Source organism: Acinetobacter lactucae, assembly GCF_013122135.1.
Classification (GTDB): domain Bacteria; phylum Pseudomonadota; class Gammaproteobacteria; order Pseudomonadales; family Moraxellaceae; genus Acinetobacter; species Acinetobacter lactucae.
Window position 1 is genome coordinate 3,359,022 of the sequence record NZ_CP053391.1, and the last position, 24,511, is coordinate 3,383,532.

Annotated in this window: 19 protein-coding genes; 7 read left to right on the forward strand and 12 right to left on the reverse strand. The window is 38.1% G+C overall.

Going from position 1 to position 24,511, the window contains the following annotated elements:
- The first annotated feature begins 140 nt into the window (after positions 1–140).
- Positions 141–1,145, forward strand: coding sequence for a tRNA dihydrouridine(20/20a) synthase DusA (dusA, locus tag HLV59_RS15700; RefSeq protein ID WP_125739353.1), 1,005 nt, complete (start codon positions 141–143; stop codon positions 1,143–1,145).
- 334 nt (positions 1,146–1,479) lie between these two features.
- Positions 1,480–1,992, forward strand: coding sequence for a hypothetical protein (locus HLV59_RS15705; protein ID WP_061874674.1), 513 nt, complete (start codon positions 1,480–1,482; stop codon positions 1,990–1,992).
- 8 nt (positions 1,993–2,000) lie between these two features.
- Here the strand turns inward: HLV59_RS15705 and HLV59_RS15710 are convergent, their stop codons facing one another.
- The gene (locus tag HLV59_RS15710; protein ID WP_171430669.1) at positions 2,001–2,900 is read right to left on the reverse strand and encodes a LysR family transcriptional regulator; all 900 of its coding nucleotides are present in this window, start codon (positions 2,898–2,900) and stop codon (positions 2,001–2,003) included.
- A gap of 96 nt (positions 2,901–2,996) precedes the next feature.
- On the opposite strand from HLV59_RS15710, the gene HLV59_RS15715 reads away from it, so the two are divergent.
- Positions 2,997–3,119 (forward strand): hypothetical protein, encoded by a 123-nt coding sequence (locus HLV59_RS15715; RefSeq protein WP_081033649.1) that lies wholly within the window; start codon positions 2,997–2,999, stop codon positions 3,117–3,119.
- Positions 3,120–3,189: 70 nt separating this feature from the next.
- Here the strand turns inward: HLV59_RS15715 and HLV59_RS15720 are convergent, their stop codons facing one another.
- From HLV59_RS15720 to HLV59_RS15750, 7 genes are all read right to left on the reverse strand, one after another.
- Complete coding sequence (locus HLV59_RS15720) at positions 3,190–3,951, reverse strand: tRNA threonylcarbamoyladenosine dehydratase (protein WP_171430342.1); 762 nt, start codon at positions 3,949–3,951, stop codon at positions 3,190–3,192.
- 326 nt (positions 3,952–4,277) lie between these two features.
- Positions 4,278–7,034 (reverse strand): aconitate hydratase AcnA, encoded by a 2,757-nt coding sequence (gene acnA / locus HLV59_RS15725; RefSeq protein ID WP_171430343.1) that lies wholly within the window; start codon positions 7,032–7,034, stop codon positions 4,278–4,280.
- A 124-nt stretch (positions 7,035–7,158) separates the two neighbouring features.
- A complete protein-coding gene (locus HLV59_RS15730) occupies positions 7,159–7,971 on the reverse strand; it encodes a TatD family hydrolase (protein WP_171430344.1) in 813 nt (270 codons plus the stop codon).
- Entirely contained in the window at positions 7,971–8,912 is a 942-nt protein-coding gene (locus tag HLV59_RS15735) for a DUF3298 and DUF4163 domain-containing protein (protein ID WP_171430671.1), read from the reverse strand. The genes HLV59_RS15730 and HLV59_RS15735 overlap by 1 nt, the downstream gene beginning before the upstream one ends.
- Before the next feature lie 90 nt (positions 8,913–9,002).
- On the reverse strand, positions 9,003–9,845 hold the full coding sequence (locus tag HLV59_RS15740; RefSeq protein WP_171430345.1) for a hypothetical protein: 843 nt from the start codon (positions 9,843–9,845) through the stop codon (positions 9,003–9,005).
- Between the two features lie 69 nt (positions 9,846–9,914).
- Positions 9,915–11,507: a peptide chain release factor 3 gene (locus HLV59_RS15745; RefSeq protein ID WP_005066204.1), complete on the reverse strand. Its 1,593-nt coding sequence runs from the start codon at positions 11,505–11,507 to the stop codon at positions 9,915–9,917.
- Positions 11,508–11,738: 231 nt separating this feature from the next.
- Positions 11,739–12,602, reverse strand: a complete 864-nt coding sequence (locus tag HLV59_RS15750; protein WP_081175270.1) for a hypothetical protein — start codon at positions 12,600–12,602, stop codon at positions 11,739–11,741.
- A 327-nt stretch (positions 12,603–12,929) separates the two neighbouring features.
- Here HLV59_RS15750 and HLV59_RS15755 point away from each other — a divergent pair, with 327 nt between their 5' ends.
- Complete coding sequence (locus HLV59_RS15755; RefSeq protein WP_171430346.1) at positions 12,930–13,502, forward strand: TetR/AcrR family transcriptional regulator; 573 nt, start codon at positions 12,930–12,932, stop codon at positions 13,500–13,502.
- Positions 13,503–13,947: 445 nt separating this feature from the next.
- On the opposite strand, the gene HLV59_RS15760 is transcribed toward HLV59_RS15755, so the two are convergent.
- The 4 genes from HLV59_RS15760 to HLV59_RS15775 all read right to left on the reverse strand — a co-directional run bounded on the left by HLV59_RS15760 (position 13,948) and on the right by HLV59_RS15775 (position 19,731).
- On the reverse strand, positions 13,948–16,002 hold the full coding sequence (locus HLV59_RS15760; protein WP_171430347.1) for a putative bifunctional diguanylate cyclase/phosphodiesterase: 2,055 nt from the start codon (positions 16,000–16,002) through the stop codon (positions 13,948–13,950).
- Positions 16,003–16,466: 464 nt separating this feature from the next.
- Positions 16,467–17,483 (reverse strand): ketol-acid reductoisomerase, encoded by a 1,017-nt coding sequence (gene ilvC, locus HLV59_RS15765; protein ID WP_171430348.1) that lies wholly within the window; start codon positions 17,481–17,483, stop codon positions 16,467–16,469.
- A 32-nt stretch (positions 17,484–17,515) separates the two neighbouring features.
- On the reverse strand, positions 17,516–18,007 hold the full coding sequence (ilvN, locus tag HLV59_RS15770; protein WP_001215920.1) for an acetolactate synthase small subunit: 492 nt from the start codon (positions 18,005–18,007) through the stop codon (positions 17,516–17,518).
- The gene (locus tag HLV59_RS15775) at positions 18,007–19,731 is read right to left on the reverse strand and encodes an acetolactate synthase 3 large subunit (RefSeq protein ID WP_016142213.1); all 1,725 of its coding nucleotides are present in this window, start codon (positions 19,729–19,731) and stop codon (positions 18,007–18,009) included. Before HLV59_RS15775 ends, ilvN begins: the two co-directional genes overlap by 1 nt.
- Positions 19,732–20,265: 534 nt before the next feature.
- Here HLV59_RS15775 and leuS point away from each other — a divergent pair.
- The 3 genes from leuS to holA are packed head-to-tail and all read left to right on the forward strand — an operon-like array spanning position 20,266 to position 24,435.
- Complete coding sequence (gene leuS, locus HLV59_RS15780) at positions 20,266–22,890, forward strand: leucine--tRNA ligase (protein WP_171430349.1); 2,625 nt, start codon at positions 20,266–20,268, stop codon at positions 22,888–22,890.
- Between the two features lie 27 nt (positions 22,891–22,917).
- Positions 22,918–23,427, forward strand: coding sequence for an LPS-assembly lipoprotein LptE (locus HLV59_RS15785; protein ID WP_016144327.1), 510 nt, complete (start codon positions 22,918–22,920; stop codon positions 23,425–23,427).
- A gap of 18 nt (positions 23,428–23,445) precedes the next feature.
- Positions 23,446–24,435 (forward strand): DNA polymerase III subunit delta, encoded by a 990-nt coding sequence (gene holA / locus HLV59_RS15790; RefSeq protein WP_002114918.1) that lies wholly within the window; start codon positions 23,446–23,448, stop codon positions 24,433–24,435.
- Positions 24,436–24,511 lie beyond the last annotated feature (76 nt).

The following is a 24,511-nucleotide window of genomic DNA, read 5'->3' on the forward strand; positions in this document are numbered from 1 at the left end:
TAAATTGTTATAAATCATCTCCCTATATTTAACACAAGGGTGGTTATAAATTACTCGGCTAAATGCCACTGTCGATTCAGGGCTAAACCCCGTATAATGCTGCCCTTTCATTAATTTAGCGACTTTTGGGTCTATTGGCTATGCAATCACTTCAATCGTTACAACCTCGTATTTCTGTCGCACCTATGATGGACTGGACAACGAAGGATTACCGATTCTTTGCACGGTTGTTTAACCCAAACGTTATCCTTTATACCGAAATGGTGACTACAGGCGCGATTCTATTTGGCGATGCTAAACGCCATTTGGACTACAGCGCACAAGAACACCCGATCGTGTTGCAACTTGGCGGTTCAAACCCACAAGAGCTTGCCACTTGCACAAAAATGGCCGAAGACTGGGGTTACGATGAAGTCAACCTCAATGTAGGCTGTCCAAGTGACCGCGTACAGAACAATAAAATCGGTGCGTGTTTAATGGCAGAGCCAGACTTGGTTGCTGAGTGCATTCACAATATGCAAAAGGCAGTGGATATTCCGGTAACGGTGAAGCATCGTATCGGTATTGATGACATGCAGTCTTACGAAGAAATGCTACATTTCGTAGATACTGTCGCGGCAACGGGTTGTACGTATTTCGTTGTACATGCCCGTATTGCTATTTTGAAAGGTTTGTCTCCAAAAGAAAATCGAGAAGTTCCTCCTTTACGCTACGAAGATGTATATCGTTTAAAGCAAGAACGTCCACATCTCACCATCGAAATTAACGGTGGAATTAAAACGTTTGCTGAAACTCAAACCCATTTACAACATGTTGATGGTGTCATGATTGGTCGTGAAGCCTATCACAACCCTTACCTACTCGCTGAACTGGGACAGCTTTGGAATTTAGAAGCACCAGATCGTTTCGATATTATGGAACAAATGCTGCCTTATATTGAACAGCGCATGGCTGAAGGTGCGCCACTCTCCATCATTACACGTCATATTTTAGGTTTATTCCAAAACTTACCAGGTGCTCGTAAATGGCGTCAGGCGCTAAGTGGCGGAAATGCAAAAACTTTAGCTGACGTTGAAAATGCAATTCAGAACATGCGAGCGGCCATGATTCGTACTGAAGAGTATTTAAAAGAGCAGCAAGTTTAAGTTAGTGATGACTTCTTAAATTGTAAGAAAATGTGGCATTTTAAATCAGAGACTTAGATTTTGAGTATATTCGCAAATGTTGAAGCAAAATATTTAACTTTAAGCTCTGATTAGTTATTTATTTATAATGATATCAATAATTTAAATTTTACTATTTTTAACCATCTCTTTTATAAGTATCTTTTCTCTCCAGAGCAGACACTTCTGGTAAAAAGATACGTTATTACATAACATAAACAAAACTTTTAAGGTACGCCTATTAGTATCTCTGAACGCCACAGGTAGGTGGTGATTTTTTTAATATGGATATGAGTAGCACGGTAGAGATTTCACGATGATTATTTATGACGGACAAGTAGCTGATAATTACATGTATCAGGATTCAAATCAGGCAGCCATTGTTGTATCGCACAGCGCACCAAGCCTCCCTTATCCTTTCACCATGAAACCCAATAATCATCAAACTGAAACTTCCAATACTCCAGCAATAGATGTTGATAAATTCGTAGCTAAATTAGAAAGCATCACCTCTAGACGTAGTAAAGCTCGATGTGCACGTAGTATCCGCCTTGCTCTTGAGTCAGCCGGTGCTAATGTTGAAAACCATCCAATCGCAGCTTCAGATTGGGGCGATACCCTTAAAAAAATTGGCTACAAACAAATTGATCCAGCCTTCGACGAACCTCAGGAAGGTGACATTTACATCATTCACCGTACCCGCAACCATGTTTATGGACATATCGCTGGCTATACGGGAAGTGAATGGGTCTCCGACTTCAAACAAAATAGCTATGATGTCTATAAAGATGACAGCGTAACTTATACTTATTATAGATTAGCGGCCTAATCAATTTTTTAAGATTGAAAAATTTGGTGAATGTGTTCGGCACAATGTTGAATTATTTCATCATGATCTTTTCTATAGACCAAAACTACTTCCGAAAGTGATAGCTGATCGGTTAAAGGTAATAGTTTCACCTGAGCAGGTAAGATCTGCTGAAATTCTTTAGGCACAATACTTACACCTAAATTTGCAGCCACAAGTTGTAACTGTGAAGTCTTACGCGACTGGATTGGAGCTTTTTGTGAGGTAAATCCTGCGGCTAAACATAGATTTGAGACTAAATAGCTTAACCCACCTCTTTTAGAATGTGGTGTAGAAACAAAGTATTCATCTTTTAAATCTTTGACTTCGACCTTCTCTTTATTTGCAAACTTAGCATGATCAATGTGCACGGCCACCATTAAAGGTTCTTCATATAATTTAATAACATTGACGTCATCTAATGTATGCCGAACTGGTGGTCTAATTAAGCCAATATCAATCTCCCCATTCAGTAAAGCCAAAATCTGATTCTCAGATGACAACGTATTTATCTCAAAGTTAATTTCTTGCGTTAAGCTAATTTCTTTTAATATTTGGACCTTTTTATCATCCATAATAATACTGCTCGAGTGAGCAATTTTAATCTGACGATTTTTTCCTTCTGCAATATTCTTAGAAACTCCAATGATCTCATTTAAATAATGCATATTATCTTTTATTTTTTTGTAGAAGACCTCTCCCGCTGTCGTAAGTTTCACTTTTTTATCAGTACGATCAAATAATTGAAAATCAATTTCTTCTTCTAATAATTTAATTTGCCGACTTAAAGCAGACTGAGCTATGAATAGCTTTTCGGAAGCCGCGGTAAAGCTTCCTTCTTCAACGATTTTTATAAAATATTGAAATTGCTTTAATGTGAGCATTTCTATCTCAAAATAAGATTATAAGGTCTATTTTCTATATTAGATTAGATAGATGGCCTTCGCTAGAATTTTATCAAGACCATTCACTTGATTGAATTATTCATGAAGTATTTAAAAGGGTTCGCCATCTTCACCATTGTTGTTCTAATTTTATGGTGCTTTAAATTTTATGATCAACAGCTCCCAACACAGCCCAAACACGACAGCATAGAGTTATATGATTAAATCAATTTTAACTTTACTCAAAAAACAAAAGGCAAGCACTCACATAAGTGCCTGCCTTTTAAGATTTAAATTACGCTTTCTTTAAATCGAGTTTCTTCAATACTTCAGCCACAGCAATCATCGCAAAGCTTGACGTCACCACTACCGCTGAACCATATCCACCGCAACGTAAGCCCGCCGATGGGCAGACATCAGCACTAGAAAATGGATTATCGATTGAGTAAATACAGGTAATACCAAATTTCTCTTTTGGCTTTTTACAGATGCCGCGAGCACGAAGTTGACTCCGTAGCTTCGCTAACATCGGATCTTGTTCTGTTTTTGATAAATCCGCCACACGGATTTTAAGTGGATCAAGCTTACCCCCTGCTCCACCCGAAACAATCAAAGGAATTTTATTAAAACGACAATGAAGCATTAAAGCCAATTTCGCTTTAACGTCATCAATACAGTCCAAGATAATATCGGGTACAGGGTTTAAAAGCTCTGTGACATTTTCAGGCGTTAAGAAGTCATCAATAATATTTACTTTAATACGTGGGTTAATTTGGCGACAACGCTCCGCCATAATCTCAACTTTTTCACAGCCTAGAGTTGATGTCAGCGCAGGCAACTGACGGTTCACATTTGATGCCGCAACCACATCCATATCGACTAATGTAATCTCACCAATACCCGTGCGTGCCAAAGCCTCTACCGCCCAACTGCCGACACCACCAATACCAATCACCATCACATGACTTTTTTCATAGTGCTGGAACGATGAATCACCATAAACTTTGGCTACACCTGCAAAACGGCGGTCATATTCATCTTGTTGAAGATCGGTCATTGCTACTCTTTGAGGGGATATAAAACACGGCGAGTATTTTACTGCTTTTCAAAACCAAATTGCTACTTGGCACTAGTTCATTCTCTGATTAGTGCCAAAGCCATTCACAGCCTGTCGAGCATCAACAAGGTACTGTTTTTGCAAAACATAAAATATTAATCAGTATTGAACAGGTTCTGTGAATGGCAATGGTTTTGCCTACTTTTGCCGAAATAAAAGTAGGGTTATGAGCTACTACCATTAGAATTTTTTACCGTAAGACACCGTCGTGATTATTTTTCAAATACCAATCAATATAAATATTAATTGGTATTAATCTCAAGACATTAGCCAGCAATCAAATTCCGAAGTACATAATGCAAAATACCACCCGCCTTAAAGTACTCAACCTCATTTAACGTATCAATTCGACATAACACATTAAAATGGCTCGCTACTCCATTTGGTCCTTTGACATCAACTTCAAGAATTTGATGAGGTTCAATCCCATCGGACAAACCTCGAATTGATATCACCTCATGACCAGTTAAGTTGAGAGATTGTCGAGTTTGTCCATCAACAAACTGTAAGGGCAACACTCCCATACCTACCAAGTTTGAACGGTGAATACGCTCAAAACTTTCGGCAATGACAGCCTTTACGCCTAATAAATTTGTTCCTTTGGCAGCCCAGTCACGTGAAGAACCTGTTCCGTATTCTTTACCAGCGATAATAATGAGCGGTGTATGCTCTTGTTGGTAAAGCATTGCTGCATCATAAATAGCAAGCTTTTCACCACTTGGCACATGAATGGTATTACCACCCTCTTCACCACCAAGCATTTCATTTTTAATACGGATGTTGGCAAAGGTCCCGCGCATCATGACTTCATGATTACCGCGTCGAGAACCATAAGAGTTAAAGTCTTTTGGCTCAACACCTTGCTCTTGTAAATATCGACCTGCTGGACTGTCTTTTTTGATATTACCGGCTGGGGAAATATGGTCTGTCGTTACCGAGTCACCTAAAACAGCTAAAATATGGGCCTGTTCAATATTCTTAATAGCTTTGGGTGGCTCACCAATGCCTTCAAAGAACGGCGGATGACGAATATAAGTTGAATCATCAGCCCACTCATAAGTTTTACTTTGTGGAATTTGAATCGCTTGCCATGTCGCATCACCATCAAACACAGCCGCATATTCTTTGTGGAACATGTCTGTATTTACTTTTTGCAAGACTTCATCAATTTCTGCCTGACTTGGCCAAATATCTTTTAAATAGACAGGTTGCCCATCTTTACCTTGCCCAATAGGTTGCGTAGTCAAATCGGTACGAATATTACCCACCAAGCCATAAGCCACAACAAGAGGTGGAGAAGCTAACCAATTAGTTTTAACTAATGGATGCACACGTCCTTCAAAATTACGGTTACCAGAAAGTACAGATGCGACATTTAAATCATGGCATTGAATTGCATCTTCGACTGGTTCAGGTAATGGTCCTGAGTTACCAATACAGGTTGTACAACCATATCCCACCAAGTTATAGCCCAATTCATCTAAATACGGCGTAAGCCCAGCAGCCAGCAAATAATCAGTCACGACTTTAGAACCTGGTGCAAGAGAGCTTTTCACCCATGGTTTACGCTGCAAACCTTTTTCAATTGCTTTTTTAGCAAGTAACCCCGCCGCCAGCATTACACTCGGGTTAGAGGTATTGGTACAAGAAGTGATGGCTGAAATAACAACATCCCCATGATTTAATGGATATTCTTTTCCTTCAATCACGCAAGAAGGACTTTCATGTTGGATATTTGCTTTTTTTGCTTCGACAGCAGTACCACCACCACCTTCATTTTCTAAACGCTCTTTGGCTTCTTTGGCTGGTTTTAAAGTTAACTCCATCAGCGCATTAAACGTTTTTGGTACTTCTGATAAAAGCACTCGGTCTTGTGGACGTTTTGGACCTGCCAAACTTGCCTGAACCGTACTCATATCAAGACTTAAAGTGTCTGTAAAAACAGGTTCATCACCAGCATTTCGCCATAAGCCTTGTGCTTTGCTATATGCTTCAACCAGTGCAATACGATCACTTTGACGACCAGTTAATCTCAAATATCCTAGTGTCACTTCATCAATCGGGAAGAAACCACAAGTCGCACCATACTCTGGTGCCATGTTGGCAATGGTTGCACGATCAGCAAGAGGTAAATCAGCTAAGCCATCTCCATAAAACTCAACAAATTTACCCACGACACCTTTTTGACGAAGCATTTGAGTAATAGTCAGCACCAAGTCAGTTGCAGTAATTCCTTCTTGTAATTTGCCAGTCAGTTTAAAACCAATGACTTCAGGAATAAGCATCGAGATAGGCTGGCCCAGCATAGCTGCTTCGGCCTCAATTCCTCCTACCCCCCAACCTAAAACACCTAAACCATTAATCATGGTGGTGTGTGAGTCTGTACCCACTAAAGTATCTGGAAATGCAAAAGTCTGACCATTATCTTCACCTAACCACACCGCTTGAGCCAAATATTCTAAATTGACCTGATGGCAAATACCCGTGCCCGGTGGCACTACACTAAAGTTATTAAATGCAGACTGTCCCCAACGTAAAAATTGATATCGCTCACCATTACGCTGCATTTCAATTTGAACGTTTTCTTCGAAAGCCTGATCATCGGCAAAATAATCAACCATTACAGAGTGGTCAATGACTAAGTCTACAGGAGATAACGGGTTAATCTTTTCTGGATCGCCTCCCGCCTGTGCCATCGCTGCTCGCATTGCAGCTAAATCGACTACCGCTGGAACACCTGTAAAATCTTGCATTAAAACCCTTGCAGGTCGATATTGAATTTCTTGATCTGAGGTACGAGTTTTTAGCCATTCTGCTAAAGCATGGATGTGTTCAATTTTAACGCTATGTTGATCTTCAAACCGTAATAAGTTTTCCAATAGTACTTTTAAAGATTTCGGCAGTTTGGCAATATCCCCTAGCGTTTTCTCTGCTTGGGCTAAGCTAAAAATCTGATAATTGCTGGAACCTACTGTTAGCGTCTGTAAAGCATTAAAACTATTGATATTGCTATACTTAGCCATTGGGTTATCCTCCCATGTCTGGCAATGTTATTTTTCACGTTTTTACATGTTGTTTTCTTACTTTAAGCTTCTTTTTTAATCGCTGTGTTTTGTTTTAGTTACTATTTTTAATCTTTGATTTTTATTACGATAATTTCAATGCAGTGAGAGAGTTTTTCCACAGCAACTCAGCCAAATCCGACTCTGGCATATTTAAATTTTCAGCCAAACTTTGTAAAACATAAGGCAAATTAACAGGGGTATTACGAGTACGCTGTTCTGTTGAGGTTTGACAGCAAAGCGGTGTCATATCTGGACAATCTGTTTCAATCACCAAATGCTCTGCACCTATAGCCTGCACAACCGTATGAAGTTTTTTTGCATTCGGGTTGGTGATTTGTCCTGTCACACCAATTTTAAAACCAAGCTTAATAAGACCTTTTGCCTCTTCTACCCCACCACTAAATGCATGAGCAATTCCGCCAAATTTAAATTTTTGAGCTTTTACTATTGCCAACACATCACCATGTGCTTTTCTAATATGAAGCAGTACTGGTTTCTGATATTGGGTTGCCAGCTCTAACTGATCTGCAAAATATTGTTTTTGCTTTGCATAGATATCTGGCTGCTTATGTTCTTTTAAGAAAGTATCTAAACCAATTTCACCCACAGCCACACAGTCCTGTTGCTGCAAGATTTGTTCAAGATGAGAAAGATGCTCTGGTTGATGCTGCTCAATATAAAACGGATGTAAGCCTGGTGCTAAATATGAAGTGGGGACATTTTCCCAGTTATTTAACTGATGATGTGTTTGTAATAATTCATCAAAACGTGACTGCACAAACCCAATTAAGACTAATGCATCAACTCCAGCTTCTTTAGCATTAAGCGCTAGCTGCTGCCGATCTTCATCAAAATCGGCAACATCGAAATGCGTATGAGTATCAAACAGACGCATTAGCCAGCACTTTTTGCAACTGGTGCCGAAGCTGGTTTAGCTTTAGGCTGGGGCAAATATTCTTCTTTCAACACATCGTGTAATTGATCATAAGGAATCACTAATCGAGGGAGACCAACCACATATGGTCCAATTTCATACTCACCGTATTGAAGGATTAAACCTTGCTCACCCAACAAGAAGTTATTAGATAATTTAAACGGCCACGCCTGCTCATAGTCAGCAACATTATCAGCAAGCTTGGAATCAGTTACCCAAGTCTTAAAGGCTTCATGCGCTAACTTTTCTAATACAGCTTTTTTCTGTGGGCGCAACAAGTCTTCAAGCTCAATCTGTTTTTGCTCTTTTAAATCGAAATTATAGTAATGCTGTGCAGCAGAGCCATGAGCACCACCCAAATAGCTACTACTATTAAGCACGACAGTGACAACTTTGCCTTGAGCCTGCAAAATTTTAGGTTTAACTAAAAGATTGATCTGATGATTACTACTTAAAGCTTTTAACTCATTATCTAGATCAATAAATGAATTTGCATAACGTTGTACCTGCGCATCAAAGCTATTTTTTTGCTCTGCACCCGCAGCCGCCGAAGCTTCTGTTTTTTGTTCCGTTTGCGCGCCCTTAGCATCAGGTTCAGCAATTTCTAAAATTTGATTTAATGTATTTAAGATTTGTTGATCTATAATTTTGTCAATAAAAGGAAAATTACTCTGTAAGCGCTCTACCGTAAATTCTGGACAAGTTTTACCATCACAATCAGGTAAAACCACCTTACTAGGAATTGTTTCACCCTTCAAAGTCAGCTCTACTGGCTTTTGTTCCTCAACTGCTGGTTTCTGCTGCTCTTGAGAATCCTTAGGATCAGCTTTAGGTTGGCATGCTGCCAAAAATATAGCAGAAGCAAGCAAAGTTAATCGCAGTGAAGCTTTAGAAGATAACATCATATTTTGCCTTTTATTCTAAGGAGATTACGCTATGCCTTTCTAAGAAATTAGCGCATATAAATAGAGGTTGCAAATTCTGCTACCATCTTAAAACATTTGTTCATAAACCTCGGGTTGTAATATTTTTTTGGTTTGTTCTTTAGATAAATAAATATCCAGCTGTGGCGCTTCTTTAGTAATCTGGTTTGCCTGATAATGTAAGCCAACACCTTCACCATCAAAAAACCAATCTGCCTGCCCCCAATATAAAGTTTTTGGTGCTTCTTTCTTTATGTCAACGGTCTGCTTTTTTAACCAGTCTTGATATGCCACCTGCACCATTTGATGCACAGCTGTTTGCTGATCCTTTTTCAAAACATCTAACAAAGTTAAGCTTTTATGCAGTTGTCGGTCGGCAACAAAAAAGTAATAACGATCTTTAATCGTGAGCTCTTCTTGTTTGGTATCAAGCCCTAATTGCAATAAAACATATTGGTTACGCTGCGATGCAATACGAGTATGAAGATGCAATTCATAAGCCCGATTCTTTGAATATTTATCTTGCCATTCATCCGACTTTTTAACATAAGCATTAATGGCTTGCTGCAAACTTAAGTCTTTTTTCAAATTAATTTGATCTTGAATTACCTTAGCCTGACTTTTCGCAATCCAATCATTTAGCCATGCATCTTGAGTCTTTATCGTTTGAATATCGACATCAATACAATTCTTCTTCTCACAAAATGGCAAAGCATAATCAGCTTTTACTTGTTGTATGTTAAGAAATGGTAGTACTTCGGCTTTCTCTATATTTTGATTCTGGGTAGAAGTTGATTTGATTTGAGAAGATGATGAAGGCTGAGTGCTTTTCCAGACAAAAAGACAAATCGACAAAATTAATATGATTACCGCAACTAAAAACACAATAAATGTCTTTCTATTCAAATTCATCTCATCATCCTTTCTTATTTTTCAAAACAAAACAGCTTCTTTTCGAAGCTGTCTGTCAAATCTTAAAGATTAGTGTTCACGTGTGTTACGGAACTGGATATCAGGCCAACGCTCTTGCATAATCTGCAAGTTCACACGACTTGGTGCAAGATAGGTTAAGTGACCGCCACCATCGATAGAAAGCTGATCATGCGCTTTTTTCTTAAATTCATTGAGAATCTTGTCATCATCACAATGAATCCAACGAACCGTATTAACACTTACAGGCTCATACACGCAGTCAACTTTATATTCTTCTTTCAGACGATAAGCAACAACGTCAAACTGAAGTACACCAACTGCGCCCACAATCAAATCATTGCTAATTTGTGGCATAAATACCTGAGTTGCACCTTCTTCAGACAACTCTTTCAAACCTTTTTGCAATTGTTTTGACTTTAATGGATCTTTCAAACGCACACGACGGAACATCTCTGGTGCGAAGTGCGGAATACCTGTGAAATGTAGATTTTCACCACTTGTGAAAGTATCACCAATTTGAATTGTGCCATGGTTATGTAAACCAATAATATCACCTGGCCACGCTTCTTCTAAGTGCTCACGTTCACCCGCAAGGAATGTCAATGCATCACTAATACGTACATCTTTACCGATACGTACGTGATTCATTTTCAAACCTTTCTCGTATTTACCTGAACAGATACGCATAAAGGCAATACGGTCACGGTGTTTCGGGTCCATGTTTGCTTGAATCTTAAAGACGAAACCGGAAAACCCTTCTTCTTTCGCATCGACAACACGCTCTTGCGTTGGATGTGCTTTAGGTTCTGGCGCCCAATTCATAAATGCATCTAATACATGGTCAACACCGAAGTTACCTAATGCTGTACCAAATAGAACTGGAGTTTGTTTACCTTGTAAAAATAATTCACGGTCTAAAGGTTCGTTCGCCATTTGTACGAGCTCAAGTGACTCTTCAAAAGACGCCCAAGCCAGCTCACCTACTTTTTCACGGATATCTGCATGGTCATAACCATCACGCACTTCAATATCAGTAATGGTGGAACCAAAACCTGCTTTGTAAACATACAATTTATTTTCAAGAATATTGTATACACCAGCAAAATCACGTCCCATCCCTAATGGCCATGTAATAGGTACACAGCGAATATTAAGGACATTCTCAATTTCATCCAGTAACTCAAGTGGTTCACGAATCTCGCGGTCCATCTTGTTTACAAATGAAATGATAGGAGTGTCACGCATACGACAAACTTCCATCAATTTGATGGTACGTTCTTCGACACCTTTTGCACCATCAATCACCATTAACGCAGAGTCAACTGCAGTTAGGGTACGATAAGTATCTTCAGAGAAGTCTTCATGTCCCGGTGTATCCAGTAAGTTAATGGTGTGACCCTTATAAGGAAACTGCATAACAGAAGTGGTAATGGAAATTCCACGCTCTTTTTCCATTTCCATCCAGTCAGATGTAGCTGCGCGATCAGATTTACGGCTTTTTACCATCCCTGCAACCTGAATTGCTTTACCCCATAACAGTAATTTTTCTGTCATGGTGGTTTTACCGGCATCGGGGTGGGAAATGATGGCAAATGTGCGGCGTTGAGCAACCTGTGCCGCTAACTCATCTTTAAAACTCATGAAATACACCTACTGCGGAGATTGCAGTGCAAAAGATCTAAAGTCGATCAAAATAAAAATTGGCGTAATTGTAGCAGATTTATAGAACTGTTTAATGATTGTTGATAAACCAAAAGTTACTCATAAGCTTTTTAGATCTTATTTGAGAATATAGTTTAGCTTCCAAGAAACTTTGTAATTTAAAAAGCCCACCTGTTTATAGATGGGCTTTGTTCAAACTTATCAGAATGGTTATGCCAGTTTCTTTTCTTCAATAAATTGAACATCTGCAATTTGTGCATCCCAGAACTCATTCCATAAAGCACAGTAATCAATACATAGCTTGGTTAAGCTTTCATAATCATCTTTTGTAATCGCTTGCGCTAACGCGAACCAAAGGTCATCTTGATGGTCATCATCAGCAGCCTCAGATGTTTCATCCGTGGATACACCATGTACATGGTAATAACCCCCACCCTCAACATCAATATTTACGAATTTAGTCGCTTGACGTAATGGTGGGCTAAAAAGAATGACTTCTTCCTCTGCAACAGCCAATAATGCTACGACGTTAATATAGCTATCATAAGAAGATTCTAAGAATGATCTCACCTGATCTGCAAATTTTGATGGTTTATAATTACGGCGGTCAAGCTCAGTTAAACCATAATCATTAAGTAAATCTTCATATAAAGGATAGTGAGCGTATTCAGGATTCCCCAAATAATAATTATCTTTATCGAGTCCAGGACGAAAACCAAACTCATCAAGTATATTTAAACTTAATAATACCCTTGGATACATCTTAGCTCCAGAATGAAGTTTAGGTTCCAATTGTTTTGTTAGAAACTGGGCCTTTAATAGAGCATCAGTAAAAATCTGTACAATCGCATGGCGATACTCTAAATGAATATGCTTCAAAGTCGTCTTATCCAGATATCCATTATTTAATAACTCAATTGCAGGATGTTTACAAACCGGTAATGCTGCAATTTTTTTTCTTAACTGTTGAAGAAATTGTAAATTCTCATCCCATTGTTTTGCAGGGATACTATTTTTCATCCCCTGCAATGCTTTTTCTCTTGGATTATTAAAGTCTTCAAATTTTTTTAACATAATGATTCTCAGTAGAAAGTTGTTCTTATAGTTAAGTTATAGGTTTTCCCTTTATTTCAATTATGCATTCAATTGCCAAAATAAATTCCGCTCACCTATGCTTAACAAGTTGATACTATGTTTATTATCTCAACAAATCAACGGATTAATTAATAATATTTAAAAAAGTAAATTATTGCCAACTAAATACATAATATGTTGTTTTTTTAAATCAACCAAACTATTGAATAAATATAATTTTTTAAATACTATAAAATAAGTTTTATTTAAGCATCTACACTTTACAATAGCAAAGTTAATCAAAAAATATTCACGACGGGAAAACCAATGTCAAAAAGAGAAACTATTATAAGAACAGCAACAGCCCTCTTTAACCAAAAAAGCTATACCTCCATTGGAGTTGATCGAATTATTGCTGATTCTGGCGTTGCAAAAATGACTTTTTATAAATACTTTTCTTCTAAAGAAGTGCTCATTGAAGAATGTCTCTATAGAAGAAATTTAGAAATCCAACATTCAATGTTGGAAAAAATTAATAATATTAAAAATCCAACACTTAGACTGAAAAAAATCTTTAATTGGTATATCGAATGGATCAACACAAATGACTTTAATGGCTGCTTATTTAAAAAAGCCACAATCGAAGTCATGCAATTGTATCCCTCTATTAAGCATCAAATTAATGAGTATCGTGAGTGGCTTTATACTTTAGTTTTTTCAGCATTCGCAGAGCTAGAAGTTGAAAATAAAAAAATTCTAACAGGACTCTTTCTTAACATTGTCGATGGAATCATTATTGATGGAACTATAAATAAAGAAAATATTAATCCAGAAGAAACATGGTCTTATATAAACAAAATTATTGAGTTTGAAACAAGACAAGAATGTGCAACCATTTAATCTATCTATCAATTAAACTTTTATATTTTTATTAATATAGAAATTACTTTCAATTCGGTGGAGGCTAATCTCCAACTCCACCAACAAAAAAACAAACCATTCACATCAAAAATTAAGACATTTATATTTTATAAAAGTAAAATTTTTAATTAATCTCATTTTTATTAATTATAGTTATTATATAAACTTCACAATACCTTATAATAATCGATTTAAAATCTTGTATTTTCTAGACTATAACTATTAATTTATTAGTATTACTTTATACTTGTAGTATATATTTATAAATTATTATATATAAAATTTTCAGCCAAACGTCAAAATATTACATATTAATTATGACGAAGATAAGAGTATCTTTTGAGAATTAATATGATTTTAATTAATTGTTATTTAAAGAAAATTTAAATAGTAGATATAATTTTTAAGATCAATATGGGAATGATTAAGCGAAATGAGCGCCTTGAGACTCAATGAGTTGATCGACTTGAACAGGCATACCTAATAGATAACCCTGAAACTGCTGACAACCTAAACGCGTTAAAATCTCAACCTGTTGTTGAGTTTCTACCCCTTCCGCTGTTACGGTTAAACCTAACTTTTTAGCTAAATGTATAATACTTTCTAAAATGACTTCTTCTTTAGAGCCTGGCTTTAAATCAACAATAAAGCCGCGGTCGATTTTCAATTCATCTACAGGTAAATCTTTTAAATACAAGAAACTCGAATGACCTGTTCCAAAATCGTCGATTGCTACACGAATGCCCATATCACGTAGTCGCTCACAAGCTCGAATACTTAAATCAATGTGTCGCATTGCTGTTGATTCAGTAATCTCGACAATTAAATGATGGGGTTGAATTTGATATTTTTTCAACAATGCTTCAAGCGTACTAAATAATTTTTTATTTTCAAATTGTAGTGCAGATAAGTTTACTGCGACGGGATAAAATGGCGTATTACTGCGCTCCCACTCCTGAATTTGCAAGCAGGCTTGCTCAAGAGCCCAATACCCCATTGGAATGATTAAACCCGTTTTTTCGGCACCTTCTATGAACATATGCGGTGTGAGTATGCCTAGAGCTGGATGATTCCAACGGATTAATGCTTCCACACCACACACTTCAAGATTCGTATTAAATTTTGGTTGGTAATATAAGATGAACTGTTTTTCTTCTACGGCTTTATAAAGGTCATTGATCAGTTTTGACTGACTTCTTGTTTCTTGCTGATGGGTTGAGTAACTAAAGATGGTGTAAGTATTTCGGCCTTGCTCTTTAGACATGAGCATCGCGGCATCAGCGTTCATGAGTAAGTCCTGAACATTTTGTCCATGCTCAGGAAATAGTGCCACCCCTAAACTCGCAGAGATGTTAATTTCTTTACCTGAAATTTGATAACTCTCCTGAATCAGCTGTAAAACTTTCTCCGCCAAAACAACTGCTTCATCCGCATTGGTATTTTCCGCAATAAGCAAAAACTCATCGCCACCAATTCTAAGTAGTTTACATTTCTCATTGAGTTGCCAATGTAAACGGTTTGCCATTTGAATCAGTAGTTGATCACCCACATGATGCCCAAATGCATCATTTACCGATTTAAAACGGTCTAAATCAATATATAAAAAAGCAATTTTCTGATCTTTATATCGATGATCTGACAGCAATACCTCTGCATAATCAACCAAATAAAGGCGATTGGGTAGCTTAGTTAAATTGTCTTGTATAGATAGGTTAGCTAATTCTTTATTTGCCTTGCGCAATTCTAAATTTTGTTGCGTGAGACGCTGCTCTAACATTGCAACAATAAAACTTGCTACGAGTACCAAACAGGTGACTAGGATAATCGTAAATAGTAATAAGTCATGTTCAGCCTGATATTGGCTAATAAATTTATCAGTAATATTCGTCGCAATAAGAGCGGTATAGTGCATCCCCATAATACTTAAAGTCATCATCACCGAAAATGCGATTTTTAAAGTTAAGCGATATCGTTCAGTATCTTTTAATTTATAGGCTAATAAAAATGCCAGCCCTGAACCGCTCATCGCAATTAATACAGAAAATAAGAGTAGGAACGACGTGTAATCTTTTTTATAAACATTAATATTCCAGCCCAACATGCTAATGTAATATGAAGCTGAAATTCCGATTCCCATCATAATCGAACTCAAAATGAGTCTAAATAAAGGAAGCGTAAAACGCGAAGTCAACCACATTGCGATGCAAGATAACAATGCACTAACGGCACAAGAAACAGCGATTAAAGGAAGATTAGAGTTAGCTGTATCAAACAGATGATAAGCTTGTATACCAATAATATGGACAATGCTAATTGCTAATGCGAGTAGCAATCCATTAATCAATAAAATTAAGGACTCAAATTTCTTATAGGCTTGCTTGAATATTAGCTGCTCCATGGAAATTACAATATAACAAATGAAGCCAGCTGCAATAAAAGAGCCGACGATCAATGTGCTATCGTAATCAACATGACCCATATTGGACTTCCATGATTATTCAATACTTTTTTTTATTTTGTTCAACTCATTGCCCAAAATACTACAATTAAATATGTTAAAGAAATTTTAGTAAATTTGACTTATTCAGTCAGTTATAAACAATAACATTATCTATCTTTTGGTCAAGTATTTTTTACTTTATAAATCAATAAAGTAAATAAAAATTAAGCAGCCAATTATATGAAAAATATAGAATTTATTTAATCTAATCAAGTTGACCTAATCGCAATTTTCACATTCAAATAAAATAGTATAAATAAAGAACCCTGCTTAGAGCAGGGTTCTTTTAAAGCGTTAGATAAAGAAAATTAGTTCTTTTCTTTGTCTACAATTTTGTTTGCTTGAATCCATGGTATGAACGAGGACTAGTAGAGCATTGCTCTACCCGAGCGCAAGAGCGAAGTTTTACTTCGCTAACGCGCGTTTCAAGCTCAAGAAAAAACTTAGTTTTTCTCTTTATCTACGATTTTTTTTGCTTGAATCCATGGCATCATCGCGCGTAACTTATTACCAGTTACTTCAATACCATGTGCAGCATTTTGACGACGACGAGCAGTCATAGATGGGTAGTTTAACGCACCTTCTTGAATGAACATCTTAGCGTATTCACCAGATTGAATACGTTTCAATGCATTACGCATCGCTTCGCGAGACTGTTCGTTAATTACTTCAGTACCAGTTACATATTCACCGTACTCAGCATTGTTAGATACTGAGTAGTTCATGTCAGCGATACCGCCTTCGAACATTAAGTCAACGATCAATTTAAGTTCGTGTAAACATTCGAAGTAAGCCATTTCAGGTGCATAACCAGCTTCAACTAGAGTTTCGAAGCCCATTTTCACTAATTCAACTGCACCACCACAAAGAACTGCCTGCTCACCAAATAAGTCAGTTTCAGTTTCTTCACGGAATGAAGTTTCGATAATACCTGTACGGCCGCCACCTACGCCAGAAGCATAAGAAAGAGCAACGTTACGTGCATTACCAGAAGCATCTTGGTGAATTGCGATAAGATCAGGAACACCTGAACCACGTTGGTATTCAGAACGAACTGTGTGACCTGGTGCTTTAGGAGCAACCATGATTACGTCTAAATCTTTACGTGGAACAACTTGGTTATAAAGAATTGAGAAACCATGAGCAAATGCAAGAGTTGCACCTTCTTTGATGTTTGGCTCAATCACGTCACGGTAAAGTTGTGATTGGAATTCATCTGGAGTCAAAATCATTACGAGGTCAGCTTGCTTAACTGCAGCAGGAACTTCTGCAACTTTAAGACCAGCATTTTCAGCTTTCTTCCAAGAAGCTGAATCTGCGCGTAAACCTACAGTTACGTCTACGCCTGAGTCTTTAAGGTTAAGTGCATGAGCATGACCTTGAGAACCGTAACCAATAATCGCTACTTTCTTGCCTTGGATGATTGATAAGTCACAGTCTTTATCGTAAAAAATTTGCATTTGTGTTCTCCGCTAAAATACTTTTTAAAAAATTAAATGGCTAATACTTTTTCGCCACGGGCGATACCAGATACACCTGAACGAACGACTTCTAGAATAGTGTTTTCTGCAAGTGCATCGATAAAACCATCTAATTTTTCAGTTGTCCCTGCTATTTGAATGGTATAGGTAGTTGGTGTCACATCTACAATTTGCGCACGGAAAATATCCGCTGTACGCTTAATTTCAGCACGTGAAGCACCTAACGCTTTTACTTTAATCAACATCAGTTCACGCTCAATATGCGAACCTTCTGATAAATCTACTACTTTTACAACTTCAACAAGTTTGTTGAGCTGCTTTGTAATCTGTTCAATCTTATGGTCATCACCATAAGTGGTTAACGTCAAACGTGATAACGTAGGGTCTTCGGTTGGAGCTACATTCAACGTCTCAATGTTGTAGTTACGTTGACTGAATAAACCCACCAAACGAGAAAGCGCACCAGCTTCGTTTTCAACGAGTACAGAAATAATATGTCTCATTACGTACGCTCCCCTTTACCTAACCACATATCCTTCATAGACTGACCTGCGATCAGCATTGGATAAACATGTTCCGTGCGATCAACCATGACGTTAATGAATACACACTTATCATTAATAGCCATTGCTTCAGCAAGCTTTGACTCTAGTTCATCAGCATGATCAATCTGAATACCTACATGACCATAAGCTTCCATCAATTTGCCAAAATCAGGCAATGATTCAACATATGAGCTTGAGTGACGGCCTTCGTAGTTCATATCTTGCCACTGTTTAACCATACCTAAAGCACGGTTATTCAAGCATAAGATCTTCACGTTCATACCGTATTGCTTACAGGTTGAAAGCTCTTGAATACACATTTGTATTGAAGCTTCACCAGTAATACAAACCACTTGTTGATCAGGGAAAGCAAGCTTCGCAGCCATTGCGTAAGGCAAACCTACGCCCATGGTGCCCAATCCGCCTGAGTTAATCCATTGACGAGGACGTTTGTACTTGTAGTACAACGCACCAAACATTTGGTGTTGACCAACGTCCGAAGTAATGATGGCATCACCATTTGTTGCTTTATATAAAGCTTCAACAACTTGCTGTGGCTTCATTGTGCCATCAGTCGGTGTTTCGAATTTCAAACCATGAACTTTACGCCATTCATTAATTTGATCCCACCATGCAGCGATTGCTTCTGGGTTTGGCTTAGACACATTCAATTGTTTCAATTGCGTCAACATTTCCTGAAGTACAGGCTCAACTGCCCCTACAATTGGAATGTGCGCCATAATTGTTTTTGAAATGCTCGCCGGATCAATATCAATATGAATAACTTTGGCATTCAAACAGAATTTTGCAGGGTTATTGGTTACTCGGTCATCAAAACGAGCACCTACCGCAAGAATGACATCAGCATTATGCATAGTCATATTTGCTTCATAAGTCCCATGCATACCTAACATGCCAATGAACTGTGGATCATCGCCAGGGAAGCCACCAAGGCCCATCAGTGTGTTAGTCACTGGGTAACCGAGTAAATGAGCAAGTTCAGTCAATAATGCTGATGCATTACCTTGAACAACACCACCACCCGTATAAATTACAGGACGTTTGGCACTTAAAAGCTCATCAATCGCTTTACGAATTTGACCAGAATGACCACGTGAAGGTGGCTGATAAGAACGCATCTTCACTTTTTCAGGATATTCGTACGCAAATTTTTCTGCAGGATTTGTCGCATCTTTAGGAATATCGACAACAACAGGGCCAGGACGACCACTTGATGCGATATAAAATGCTTTTTTGATAATTGCAGGAATTTCACTTGCGTGACGAACTTGGAAACTGTGTTTCACGATCGGACGTGAAATACCTACCATGTCAGTTTCTTGGAAAGCGTCTTCACCAATAAGATGTGATGCAACCTGGCCAGACAAAATCACCATTGGGATTGAGTCCATATAAGCTGTTGCAATTGGAGTTACTGTATTAGTTGCGCCAGGTCCAGAAGTGACCAGTACTACGCCAGTCTTACCTGTAGCACGCGAGTAAGCATCTGCCATATGGCCAGCAGCTTGTTCATGACGTACGAGGTAATGATTAATTTTGTCTTGTTGAAATAGCGCATCATAAATATGTAATACAGCGCCGCCTGGATAACCGAAAACATGTTCAACGCCTTCGTCCGCAAGAGCACGAACGAGCATTTCACCACCAGATAAAAGTTCCAACGTGATTCACCCTAAAATCTTTATCACTATTTATGGAAGGCACAAATAGTGTTTCATTCATTGAATTGTCTGCACTGTTATAGCACACATATTGTCTAGTTTTCGTTGCAATAGAAAAATTTCTGTTTTTCAGCCGTATAAGCTTTTTTAACATTAATAAAGCATGTCTGGATATACATACTTTAAGTAAAATCAATCTCTCGGCTAGAGAGAATGTCTATTACAAAACATGACGGTTATTCGAAGGGTGATCAAATAATCGCATATAAAACTAAAGGAAGCATTTTTGTTGTTTAATTCACTAAAGTCAAGATTAAAGAAACACTTTTCTATGATTATTTTTTAACTGACTATTTTTTCATCTTATTTGATTTTTCCACTTTTCTTTTTTTATGTCTGCCCCACTTTTTTGAGGTTTATTCCTGTTTAATTTTTAACGGAAAATAAATCCATCCCAAAACTGCATTTTTGTCGATTTTGCGCTATGCTGTGCAACAATCTTTAATATCAATTTTTGTTGTATAGCTTACGTCTATGACTATTTCTCACATTGACCCCGAATATCAAGCAAACACGATTGAACCATCAGTTCAACAAGATTGGGAAAATCGTAAAGTCTTTAAAGTTGCCGACACTGTCGAAGGTAAACATCGCTACATCCTGTCAATGTTTCCTTACCCAAGTGGCAAGCTGCATATGGGGCATGTGCGTAACTATACAATTGGTGATGTGATTAGCCGTTTTTACCGTTTAAAAGGTGAAACCGTATTACAACCGATGGGTTGGGATGCATTCGGTTTACCTGCGGAAAACGCTGCAATTGCCCATAAAGTTGCTCCGGCAAAATGGACATTTGAAAACATTGCCTACATGCGTGATCAATTAAAAAAATTAGGTCTATCTGTAGACTGGGATCGCGAATTTGCAACTTGTACACCAGAGTATTATCACTGGGAACAATGGTTATTTGTTCAGCTTTATAAAAAAGGCCTCATCTACCGCAAGCTTTCAACAGTAAACTGGGATCCGGTTGATCAAACAGTTTTAGCAAACGAGCAAGTTGAAAATGGTCGTGGCTGGCGCTCAGGTGCATTGGTCGAAAAACGCGATATTCCAATGTACTACTTCCGTATTACGGACTATGCACAAGAATTACTAGACGACCTTGACACCCTACAAGACGGCTGGCCTCAACAAGTGTTGACCATGCAACGTAACTGGATTGGTCGCTCTACAGGCATGGAAATTACTTTCCCATCTGCCAATACCGAAATTTATGCTGATGGCTTAACTGTTTATACAACACGTGCTGATACGCTTATGGGCGTGACTTATGTTGCTGTTGCAGCAGAACACCCTCTTGCGCTTAAAGCTGCTGAAAATAACCCTGAATTGGCTGCATTTATTGAAGAATGTCGCATGGGTTCAGTTGCAGAAGCAGACTTGGCAACAGCTGAGAAAAAAGGTATGGCGACAGGTTTGTTTGTAAAACACCCTGTAACTGGTGAAGAGCTTCCTGTTTGGATCGCAAACTACGTATTAATGTCTTATGGTTCTGGCGCAGTCATGGCTGTACCGGCACATGACGAACGTGATTTTGAATTTGCTAACAAGTTCAACTTGCCAATTAAGCAAGTAATTGATGCAAAAGGTACTGATGATGCAGATTACTCTGCAACTGAATGGCAAGAATGGTATGGCTCAAAAGAAGGTAAACTTGTTAACTCTGGTGAGTTTGACGGTTTAGAATTCCAAGCTGCTTTCGATGCATTCCTTGCAAAATTAGAACCACAAGGTTTAGCAAACTCTAAAGTTCAATTCCGTTTACGTGACTGGGGTGTTTCTCGTCAACGTTACTGGGGTTGTCCAATTCCAATGATTAACTGTGATACTTGTGGTCAAGTCACAGTTCCAGAAGACCAGCTTCCGGTTGTATTACCAACTGACGTTGTTCCAGATGGTTCAGGTAACCCATTAAATAAAATGCCTGAATTCTATGAAACTAAATGTCCTTGCTGTGGTGGTGATGCACGCCGTGAAACAGATACTTTAGATACATTTGTAGAGTCATCTTGGTACTACGCACGCTATGCATCTCCAGACTTTACTGGTGGTATGGTTAAACCTGAAGCAGCTCAAAACTGGCTTCCTGTAAACCAATACATTGGTGGTGTTGAGCACGCGATTCTTCACTTACTTTATGCACGTTTCTTCCACAAATTAATGCGTGATGAAGGTGTGGTACAAGGTAATGAACCATTTACCAACTTGTTAACTCAAGGCATGGTGCTTGCAGATACATTCTATCGTGAAGCAGAAAATGGTAAGAAAACTTGGTTCAACCCTGCGGACATCGAATTAGAGCGTGACGAAAAAGGTCGCATCATTTCTGCGAAATATTCAGGTGACGGTCAAGAAGTGATTATCGGCGGACAAGAAAAAATGTCTAAGTCGAAAAATAACGGTATTGACCCACAAGCGATTATTGATCAATACGGCGCAGATACAGCACGTGTATTCATGATGTTTGCTGCTCCACCAGATCAATCTTTAGAATGGTCTGATGCAGGTGTTGAAGGTGCAAACCGTTTCTTGAAACGTGTATGGCGCCTTGTAGCTAGCTTCCTTGAAAAAGGCAACTCAGCTTCTACAATCGATACAGCTAACCTGTCTAAAGACGCTCAAGATTTACGTCGTAAAACACACGAAACTATTCAAAAAGTAAGTGATGATATCGAACGTCGTCATGCATTCAATACTGCGATTGCTGCTTTGATGGAATTGTTAAATGCAAGCAATAAGTTCGAAGCAAAAGATGACAACGACGTTGCTGTAGAACGTGAAGCGATCACCACATTGTTAACGTTACTTGCTCCATTTGCACCACATTTAAGTCAAACATTATTGGCTCAGTTTGGTACGGATGTAACAGAAGCAACATTCCCTGAAGTCGATGCTTCTGCATTAACTCGTAACACGCAAACGATTGTTGTACAGGTTAACGGTAAACTTCGCGGTAAACTTGAAGTTTCTGTTGATATTTCTAAAGAAGATCTATTAGCTCAAGCTAAAGCCCTTCCAGAAGTTCAACAATTCTTAACAGGACCAACAAAGAAAGAAATTGTGGTTCCAAATAAATTAGTTAACCTCGTGGTTTAATTAAAGTTATTAATGAGAGGATCAAGCATGCACTTTGCCAAACGTTTAGCCGCTGTTGTTTTGACCTTAGGCCTTAGTGCAGGCTTAGTCGGGTGTGGATTTCATTTAAAAGGATCTAACCCGACTGCAACTCCACTTGTTTATAAAAAGTTAAGCCTTGAGTTACCGGCTAAAACTGATGATTTGGAAACGCAGTTAAAAGTATATTTGGCTGCAAATGGTGTTCAATTCAGCAATGATAATGATGCCTATGTACTTCGTGTTTTGGAGTACACCCCACGTCGTCAGCTGTTAAATGGAAAACTAACGGAAGTATTATTACGTTTAACTGTAACCTTCCAAATTGAAGACCGTCAGGGTAACAAAATTACTGAACCACGTTCATTAACTGCATCTCGTAGTTATCAATATGATCTTGCAACGGTTAACACCGAAAATCAGCAAGAATCTTATTTGCAGCGTATTGTGATTGATGACATTGCACAGCAAATTACTCGTCAGATTTCAGCAAACCGTTTACCAAAAGCTCAGCCTTAATCTTTATTTTTACCAGCAATGAAAATTGACTATTTACAAGCCTTAAAACGCATTCCGGAAGCAAGGGGTGCGTGGATTTTACACGGCCAAGAACCTTTGCTGGAACAAAATTTATTAGATGCTTTTCGTAAAAGTTGGCAACAACAAGAAGTTGAAAGACAGCGCTACGATATTAGTAGCGTGAGCGACTGGAAAAATGTTTTTAATGCGCTTAACAGCTTATCTTTATTTTCTCAGCAGCTCGCCATTGAAGTTCATGGCAATATAAAACCTGATGCAAATGGATTAAAACAGCTTAAAAGTTATATTCAGCATAATGAAACTAACCTACTTTTAATTGTTTTACCTAAGCAAGATAGTAGTAGTTTAAAGTCTGCTTTTTTCCAAGTTGTTGAAGCAAATGGCGTTGTCGTTGCCTTAACCGCAAACTATCCGCAAGACCGCCAAAGAATTTTATCTGCTGAAGCAGAAAAACTTGAGATTCAACTCGATAATGACGCATGGCAGTGGCTCATGCAGCATCATGAGCATAATTTGCTCGCAGCTAAAAATAGCTTGATGCGTGTAAGAGACACTTTTCCAGACCAACAACTGATTCAAATTGAACAGTTATATGCTTGTTTACAAGATCAGTCCCGTTATACCACTTACGATTTAAGCGATGCCTTATTAGAAGGTAATCTCGCTCAATCCATTAAAATTTTTCAATATTTAATTGCGGCTGGCGAACCAGAAAGTCTGATTTTATGGACGTTAAGTAAAGAAATGCGCTTACTAATGCAATTATTTGAACAGCCTCATAATGCCTTACAGCTCGGTATCTGGAAAACAAAAGTCAGCTTATATCAACAAGCGTTAAGAAGATTAAATCCTCAACAATTTTTAGGCTGGTCTACCCTTCTATTGCAAGTTGATGCAGCAATTAAAGGTATGTCGAATGAAAATGCCCAACATTTAATGCAGCAGGCTATTGCTGAATTATGTGGGAAAACGCTATTTATACAATAATTCGGCGGAATCATTTTTCTTCATTCTTGAATTATCATAAAAATTCACGTTTTATCCTCATTTCGCTTTTATACTA

What these genes read in the sequence shown, in the direction of transcription:
- dusA (WP_125739353.1), top strand. Translation starts at nt 141, where the DNA reads ATGCAATCACTTCAATCGTTACAACCTCGTATTTCTGTCGCACCTATG.
- HLV59_RS15705 (WP_061874674.1), top strand. Translation starts at nt 1,480, where the DNA reads ATGATTATTTATGACGGACAAGTAGCTGATAATTACATGTATCAGGAT.
- HLV59_RS15715 (WP_081033649.1), top strand. Translation starts at nt 2,997, where the DNA reads ATGAAGTATTTAAAAGGGTTCGCCATCTTCACCATTGTTGTTCTAATT.
- HLV59_RS15720 (WP_171430342.1), bottom strand. Translation starts at nt 3,951, where the DNA reads ATGACCGATCTTCAACAAGATGAATATGACCGCCGTTTTGCAGGTGTA.
- acnA (WP_171430343.1), bottom strand. Translation starts at nt 7,034, where the DNA reads ATGGCTAAGTATAGCAATATCAATAGTTTTAATGCTTTACAGACGCTA.
- HLV59_RS15730 (WP_171430344.1), bottom strand. Translation starts at nt 7,971, where the DNA reads ATGCGTCTGTTTGATACTCATACGCATTTCGATGTTGCCGATTTTGAT.
- HLV59_RS15735 (WP_171430671.1), bottom strand. Translation starts at nt 8,912, where the DNA reads ATGTTATCTTCTAAAGCTTCACTGCGATTAACTTTGCTTGCTTCTGCT.
- HLV59_RS15740 (WP_171430345.1), bottom strand. Translation starts at nt 9,845, where the DNA reads ATGAATTTGAATAGAAAGACATTTATTGTGTTTTTAGTTGCGGTAATC.
- HLV59_RS15745 (WP_005066204.1), bottom strand. Translation starts at nt 11,507, where the DNA reads ATGAGTTTTAAAGATGAGTTAGCGGCACAGGTTGCTCAACGCCGCACA.
- HLV59_RS15750 (WP_081175270.1), bottom strand. Translation starts at nt 12,602, where the DNA reads ATGTTAAAAAAATTTGAAGACTTTAATAATCCAAGAGAAAAAGCATTG.
- HLV59_RS15755 (WP_171430346.1), top strand. Translation starts at nt 12,930, where the DNA reads ATGTCAAAAAGAGAAACTATTATAAGAACAGCAACAGCCCTCTTTAAC.
- HLV59_RS15760 (WP_171430347.1), bottom strand. Translation starts at nt 16,002, where the DNA reads ATGGGTCATGTTGATTACGATAGCACATTGATCGTCGGCTCTTTTATT.
- ilvC (WP_171430348.1), bottom strand. Translation starts at nt 17,483, where the DNA reads ATGCAAATTTTTTACGATAAAGACTGTGACTTATCAATCATCCAAGGC.
- ilvN (WP_001215920.1), bottom strand. Translation starts at nt 18,007, where the DNA reads ATGAGACATATTATTTCTGTACTCGTTGAAAACGAAGCTGGTGCGCTT.
- leuS (WP_171430349.1), top strand. Translation starts at nt 20,266, where the DNA reads ATGACTATTTCTCACATTGACCCCGAATATCAAGCAAACACGATTGAA.
- HLV59_RS15785 (WP_016144327.1), top strand. Translation starts at nt 22,918, where the DNA reads ATGCACTTTGCCAAACGTTTAGCCGCTGTTGTTTTGACCTTAGGCCTT.
- holA (WP_002114918.1), top strand. Translation starts at nt 23,446, where the DNA reads ATGAAAATTGACTATTTACAAGCCTTAAAACGCATTCCGGAAGCAAGG.